This is a genomic window from Rhodoferax sp. GW821-FHT02C08 (assembly GCF_059421805.1).
In genome coordinates this window covers 1-5398 of the sequence record NZ_JBWKVR010000052.1, presented here as the reverse complement: position 1 = coordinate 5398, position 5398 = coordinate 1, and the positions used below count along the sequence as shown (strand labels likewise).

Genomic DNA, 5398 nt, shown 5'->3' with positions numbered 1-5398 from the left:
AGAGCGACGTTGTGCAATGCAAAACAAGGGGCTTCGTTGCGCGGCAGGCTTTGCGTCGGCGCGGCTACGGGGCTGGGCAGCCGCACGTCCGGGCTGGGCTGCAGGCGTTCGCGCTCCAGGCGTTCGCGTTCTTGCTGGCGCTGTAGTTCCAGGGTGGGGTCCGGCGAGGCGCTGGGCGGGGGAGGTGTTTGTGCCCATGCGGCGGTGCCGCATAAGGCGCCGAGCGCGTATATCAATAGGCCGCTGCTCAGGCGCTGTGGAAGCCGTGCGGATGGTCTTTGTATGTAAGGCAATTGGTAACAAATGTATTTTTAAAGTTACATATATTGTCCTTCGTACAAAAAACTCACACGCTTAACCAAGGGTTAACTCGCAGGGGAAATCCTCAAATTGGAGGATGCGTCCCTTTGTAAAGCTTATTGGCTGCGTGACTTATTTCACAAACGTGTGTAAATGAGCCACTTCATTCAAAGAGGCTCATTTATTTTTCCGCGCAGATCACGCCACCGCCTAGGCACACCTCGCCGTCGTACAGCACGGCCGACTGGCCGGGGGTTACGGCCCATTGCGCGTCGGGGAATTGCAGTGCAAAGCCGTCGGCGCTGGCGCTGGTCAGCGTGCAGGGCGCGTCCGCCTGGCGGTAGCGGCTCTTGGCGGCGTAGGCTCTTGGGGCGGGCGCGTGGCCGGCGACCCAGCTGGCGTCATCGGCGGTAAGCTGGTGCGACTGCAGCCAGGGGTGATCGTGGCCCTGCACTACCCACAGGGTGTTGCGTTCCATGTCCTTGCGGGCCACAAACCAGGGCGCGTGCTCGCCGCCGCCGCGCTGCGCGCCTTTTTCCTTGATGCCGCCGATCCCTAAGCCCTGGCGCTGGCCCAGGGTGTAGAAGCTCAGGCCCACATGCTTGCCCAGCACACGGCCTTTTTCGTCCTTGATCGGGCCGGGCTCCTTGGCGATGTAGCGGTTCAGAAAGTCGCGGAACGGCCGCTCGCCGATGAAGCAAATGCCGGTGGAGTCTTTCTTGGTAGCGTTCGGCAGCGCCATCTCTGCGGCGATGCGGCGCACCTCGGTCTTGTGCAACTCGCCCACCGGAAACAGCGTCTTGCTCAGTTGCGCCTGGTTGAGACGGTGCAGAAAGTAGCTTTGGTCCTTGGACGGGTCCAGACCTTTGAGCAGCTGGAACTGGCCGGCCACCTCACGCACCCGGGCGTAGTGGCCGGTGGCAATCTTCTCGGCGCCCAGGCGGATGGCGTGGTCCAGAAAGGCCTTGAACTTGATCTCGGCGTTGCACAAGATGTCGGGGTTCGGCGTACGGCCAGCCTGGTACTCGCGCAGGAACTCGGCGAATACGCGGTCTTTGTATTCGGCGGCGAAGTTGACGTGCTCGATCTCGATGCCGATCACATCGGCCACGGCGGCCGCGTCCACGAAGTCGATGTTCGACGAGCAGTACTCGCTGTCGTCATCGTCCTCCCAGTTTTTCATGAAGATGCCGATGACCTCGTAGCCCTGTTGCTTGAGCAGATAGGCGCTGACGGCCGAATCCACGCCGCCGCTCAAGCCGACCACCACCCGTTGTTTGCTGTGTGTACCCATGGCCCGATTGTAAAAACCTGGGGCACATCGGCGGCCTGGCGCCTGCAGTGGCGCCAGGCCGTGTAAGGGCATCACTGCAAAAATGAGAGCTGCTAGCGTAGGTGCTGCCTGCGCTACAGGTCTTTTTCTTATAAATTTGCAGACGCGGCGCTGGCCTACAGCCAAGCACGGCGCGGGACGCTAAGCTCAGGCTTTTTTTTGCAGGAGCCGCTTTTGCTACGACGCCAATTCCTCTCCTACAGCAGCAAGACCCTCAGCGCCGCGGGCTTGGCCACCGGTCTGCCCTGGCTGTCGTCATTGGCCCAGGCAGCGGGGCTGAAGCCCATGGGCCAGGCCCAGCCGTTCGACTACGCCTGGCTCAAGGGGCGCGCGCGCGAGCTGTCCGGCAAGCCCTACCAGGCACGCTCGACCACGCTGCCGGCCGGTATTGCCAACCTGAACTGGGATCAGCACCAGGCCATCCGCTTCCGCGACGACCACGCGCTGTGGGGCGACGACAAGGCGCGCTTCGTGGCCAAGTTCTTCCACCTGGGTCTGTTCTTCAAATCGCCTGTGCGCATGTACGAGGTCAGTGGCGGCCAGGCGCAGGAGCTGGCTTATGACCCGGCCATGTTCGATTACGGCAAGAGTGGGGTGGACGGCAGCAAACTGCCGGCCAACCTGGGCTTTGCCGGCTTCCGGCTGAACTACCACACCGATCCGGTGCGCGATGTGGCGGCCTTTCTGGGCGCCAGCTATTTCCGCGCGGTGGGTGGCGAATGGCAGTACGGTCAGTCGGCGCGGGGCCTGGCGGTTAACACGGCCCAGCCCTATCCGGAGGAGTTTCCCGACTTCATAGCCTACTGGCTGGAAAAGCCAGACCCGAAGTCGCCCACCCTTACCGTTTACGCGCTGCTGGATTCGCCCAGCGTCAGCGGCGCCTACCGCTTCCTGATCACACCGGGCGATACGCAGACCATGGACCTGGACGTGGCGTTGTACCCGCGCAAGACCATCGAGCGCATGGGCATCGCGCCCTGCACCAGCATGTTTCAGACTGGCGAGAACGACCGCCGGATGGGTTGGGACTGGCGTTACGAGATCCACGATACGGACGGCCTGGCAATGCATACCGGCGCAGGCGAGTGGGTCTGGCGGCCGCTGAGCAACCCGGCGCAACTGCAGTTCAATGCCTTCCAGGACAACAATCCGCGCGGCTTCGGCCTGATGCAGCGCGACCGCAACTTCGACCACTACCAGGACGACGGGGTGTTCTACGAAAAGCGCCCCAGTTTGTGGGTGGAGCCGAAAAGCGGCTGGGGCGCGGGATCGGTGCAGCTGGTGGAAATTCCTACCATGGACGAAACCTTCGACAATATCGTGGCCTTCTGGAACCCGGCCGAAAAGCCGCAGCCGGGTCAGGAGCTGCTGTATGCCTACCGTCTGCACTGGGGCGGAAACCCGCCGGCGGTACGCATGGAGCTGGCGCGTTGCGTGGCGACACGTACCGGCCTGGGCGGTGTGGTGGGGCAAAAGCGAACGGCGTATTCGCGCCGTTTTGCTGTAGATTTTTCTGGCGGGGACTTTGCGCTGCTGAACGAGAAAACCAAGGTGGAGGCGGTGATCAGCGCCTCGCGCGGCAAGGTGGAGCTGACTTCGGCTCGCCCGCTGGCTGCCATCAACGGTTGGCGGGCGATGTTCGATCTGCGCCCTGACGGAGACAGTACCGCACCCATCAACCTGCGCATGTACTTGCAGGCCGATGGCCAGCCGCTGACCGAAACATGGCTTTACCAGTGGGCGCCGCCCCCGCTAGCGGAGCGCACGCTGTATTGAGCCAGCCTGGGGCCGGCCGCCGCTACCATGTCGGTCCAAACATTGCGCACGCGTCGAAGGTGTGCAGCAGCGAGTCAGGACTTTTTATGAAAATTTGTATTTATGGTGCCGGCGCCATTGGTGGCTGGATTGGCGCACGCCTGGCGGCCCAGGGCGAGTCTGTGAGCGTGTTGGCGCGTGGCGCCACGCTGGAGGCGCTGCGTACGCACGGCCTGCGCCTGCAGCAGGACGGCAGCCTGTTGCAGCTGCCCGTGCAGGTGGCCGACAACGCCGCCGCCCTGGGCGTGCAGGACCTGGTGGTGGTGGCCGTCAAGGCGCCGGCGCTGGCCGACGTGGCACGCGGCATCGCCCCGCTGCTGGGGCCGCAGACGATGGTGCTGACCGCCATGAACGGCGTGCCCTGGTGGTTTTTCCAGGGCTTTGGCGGCGCCTACCAGGGCACGCCGCTGCGCGCGGTGGATGCCACGGGCGCGATCGCGGCGGCCATACCGGCGGAGCAACTCATTGGTTGCGTGGTGCATGCGGGCACCTCGGTGCCCGAGCCGGGCCTGGTGCAGCACCATTTCGGCAACAAGCTGATCCTGGGTGAGCCGGCCAGCGGGCGCAGCCCACGGGTGCAGCAACTGGCGGAGTTGCTGGCGCGGGCCGGCTTTGAGGCGCCGGTGTCCGACTGCATACAGAAAGACATCTGGTTCAAGCTCTGGGGCAATATGACAGTCAATCCGGTGAGCGCGCTGACCGGCGCCACCACCGACCTGATCATGGTCGACCCGCTGGTCTGTGGCTTCACCACCCGGGTGATGCTGGAGGCCAAGGAGATTGGTCAGCGGCTGGGCATTCCCATCGACCAGCAGCCGGAAGACCGGCACGCCATCACCCGCAAGCTGGGGGCTTTCAAGACCTCCATGCTGCAGGACGTGGAGGCTGGCAAGTCGGTGGAGTTGGACGCTTTGGTGACGGCGGTGCAGGAGCTGGGCCGGCTGACCGGCGTGGACACGCCATTCATGGACGCACTGCTGGGCCTGGCGCGCCTGCATGCGCGGGTGCGCGGCCTGTACCCGGCGGCCTAGCTTATTTCGGGCGCGGTGTACACCAGGTCCAGCGGGTAACGCCGACCGGCCAGGTAGTCCTCCACGCAGCGCAGCAGTAGGGGGCTGCGGTGGCGCGCGGTGCTGGCGCGGATTTCGTCGGGCGTCATCCATAGTGTGCGCACAATGCCGCGGTCCAGCTTGCGCTGCGGCTGCAGGGCACCCAGGTCGCCGCAGAAGGCAAAGCGCAAATAGGTGGTGGACTCCTGTGTGCTGGTGTTGCGTAGCTGGGCCTGGTAAATGCCGACCAGGGCCGTGGGGTTGAAGAGGTAAGTGGTTTCCTCCAGCGCCTCACGCGCGCAGGCTTCCACCAGGGACTCACCAGCCTCCAGGTGACCGGCCGGGTTGTTCAGGCGCAGGCCTTCGGGGGTGTGTTCTTCCACCAACAGGAAGCGGCCGTTGTACTCCACCACGGCGGCCACGGTGACACTGGGTTTCCATCTGCTTTTCATGCATCCATTATGCGGACTGGCTGTCGCCTGGGTGTCGGTGTGTCCGGGAGCGTCGGCAAACTCAGTTAAGCTTGTCGGCAGAAGACATTAACTTTGGCGAAATTCCGCGAAAAGTATTGATGTACACCACCTTGATCCCATCCAGAGGAGACAAATATGCTGATTGGCGTGCCTGCCGAGACTGCGACCGGTGAGACCCGCGTTGCTGTCACCCCCGAAACCGCCAAGAAGCTCAAAGCCCAGGGCCACACGGTGCGCATCCAGTCGGGAGCCGGCGTGGCCGCCAGCGTAACCGACGAGGCCTACCAGGCCGCCGGTGCGGAGATCACCGACGCTACCGGCGCCTTCGGCTGCGATCTGGTGCTCAAGGTACGCAGCCCCTCGGACGCCGAAGCCGCGCTGATGCGCCCCGGCACCACCCTGGTCGGCATGCTCAACCCGTTTGACGC

At 64.0% G+C, this 5398-nt stretch carries 4 protein-coding genes and 2 pseudogenes; 3 read left to right on the top strand and 3 right to left on the bottom strand.

The features are described 5' to 3' along the window. Both AC07VY_RS26500 and mnmA read right to left on the bottom strand, forming a co-directional pair. Positions 1 to 236 (bottom strand): annotated as a pseudogene (locus tag AC07VY_RS26500) (ShlB/FhaC/HecB family hemolysin secretion/activation protein); the annotation flags it as partial. A 245-nt stretch (positions 237 to 481) separates the two neighbouring features. Beyond that, positions 482 to 1594, bottom strand: a complete 1113-nt coding sequence (gene mnmA / locus AC07VY_RS26495; protein WP_495100129.1) for a tRNA 2-thiouridine(34) synthase MnmA — start codon at positions 1592 to 1594, stop codon at positions 482 to 484. Positions 1595 to 1807: 213 nt separating this feature from the next. Here mnmA and AC07VY_RS26490 point away from each other — a divergent pair, with 213 nt between their 5' ends. After that, positions 1808 to 3409, top strand: coding sequence for an OpgD/OpgG family glucan biosynthesis protein (locus AC07VY_RS26490; RefSeq protein ID WP_495100128.1), 1602 nt, complete (start codon positions 1808 to 1810; stop codon positions 3407 to 3409). An 86-nt stretch (positions 3410 to 3495) separates the two neighbouring features. Further along, positions 3496 to 4479, top strand: coding sequence for a 2-dehydropantoate 2-reductase (locus AC07VY_RS26485; RefSeq protein ID WP_495100127.1), 984 nt, complete (start codon positions 3496 to 3498; stop codon positions 4477 to 4479). On the opposite strand, the gene AC07VY_RS26480 is transcribed toward AC07VY_RS26485, so the two are convergent. Continuing rightward, on the bottom strand, positions 4476 to 4949 hold the full coding sequence (locus tag AC07VY_RS26480; RefSeq protein ID WP_495100126.1) for an NUDIX hydrolase: 474 nt from the start codon (positions 4947 to 4949) through the stop codon (positions 4476 to 4478). The genes AC07VY_RS26485 and AC07VY_RS26480 overlap by 4 nt on opposite strands. A 156-nt stretch (positions 4950 to 5105) precedes the next feature. On the opposite strand from AC07VY_RS26480, the pseudogene AC07VY_RS26475 reads away from it, so the two are divergent. Continuing rightward, positions 5106 to 5398: pseudogene (locus AC07VY_RS26475) on the top strand (NAD(P)(+) transhydrogenase (Re/Si-specific) subunit alpha); the annotation flags it as partial.

What these genes read in the sequence shown, in the direction of transcription:
- mnmA (WP_495100129.1), bottom strand. Translation starts at nt 1,594, where the DNA reads ATGGGTACACACAGCAAACAACGGGTGGTGGTCGGCTTGAGCGGCGGC.
- AC07VY_RS26485 (WP_495100127.1), top strand. Translation starts at nt 3,496, where the DNA reads ATGAAAATTTGTATTTATGGTGCCGGCGCCATTGGTGGCTGGATTGGC.
- AC07VY_RS26480 (WP_495100126.1), bottom strand. Translation starts at nt 4,949, where the DNA reads ATGAAAAGCAGATGGAAACCCAGTGTCACCGTGGCCGCCGTGGTGGAG.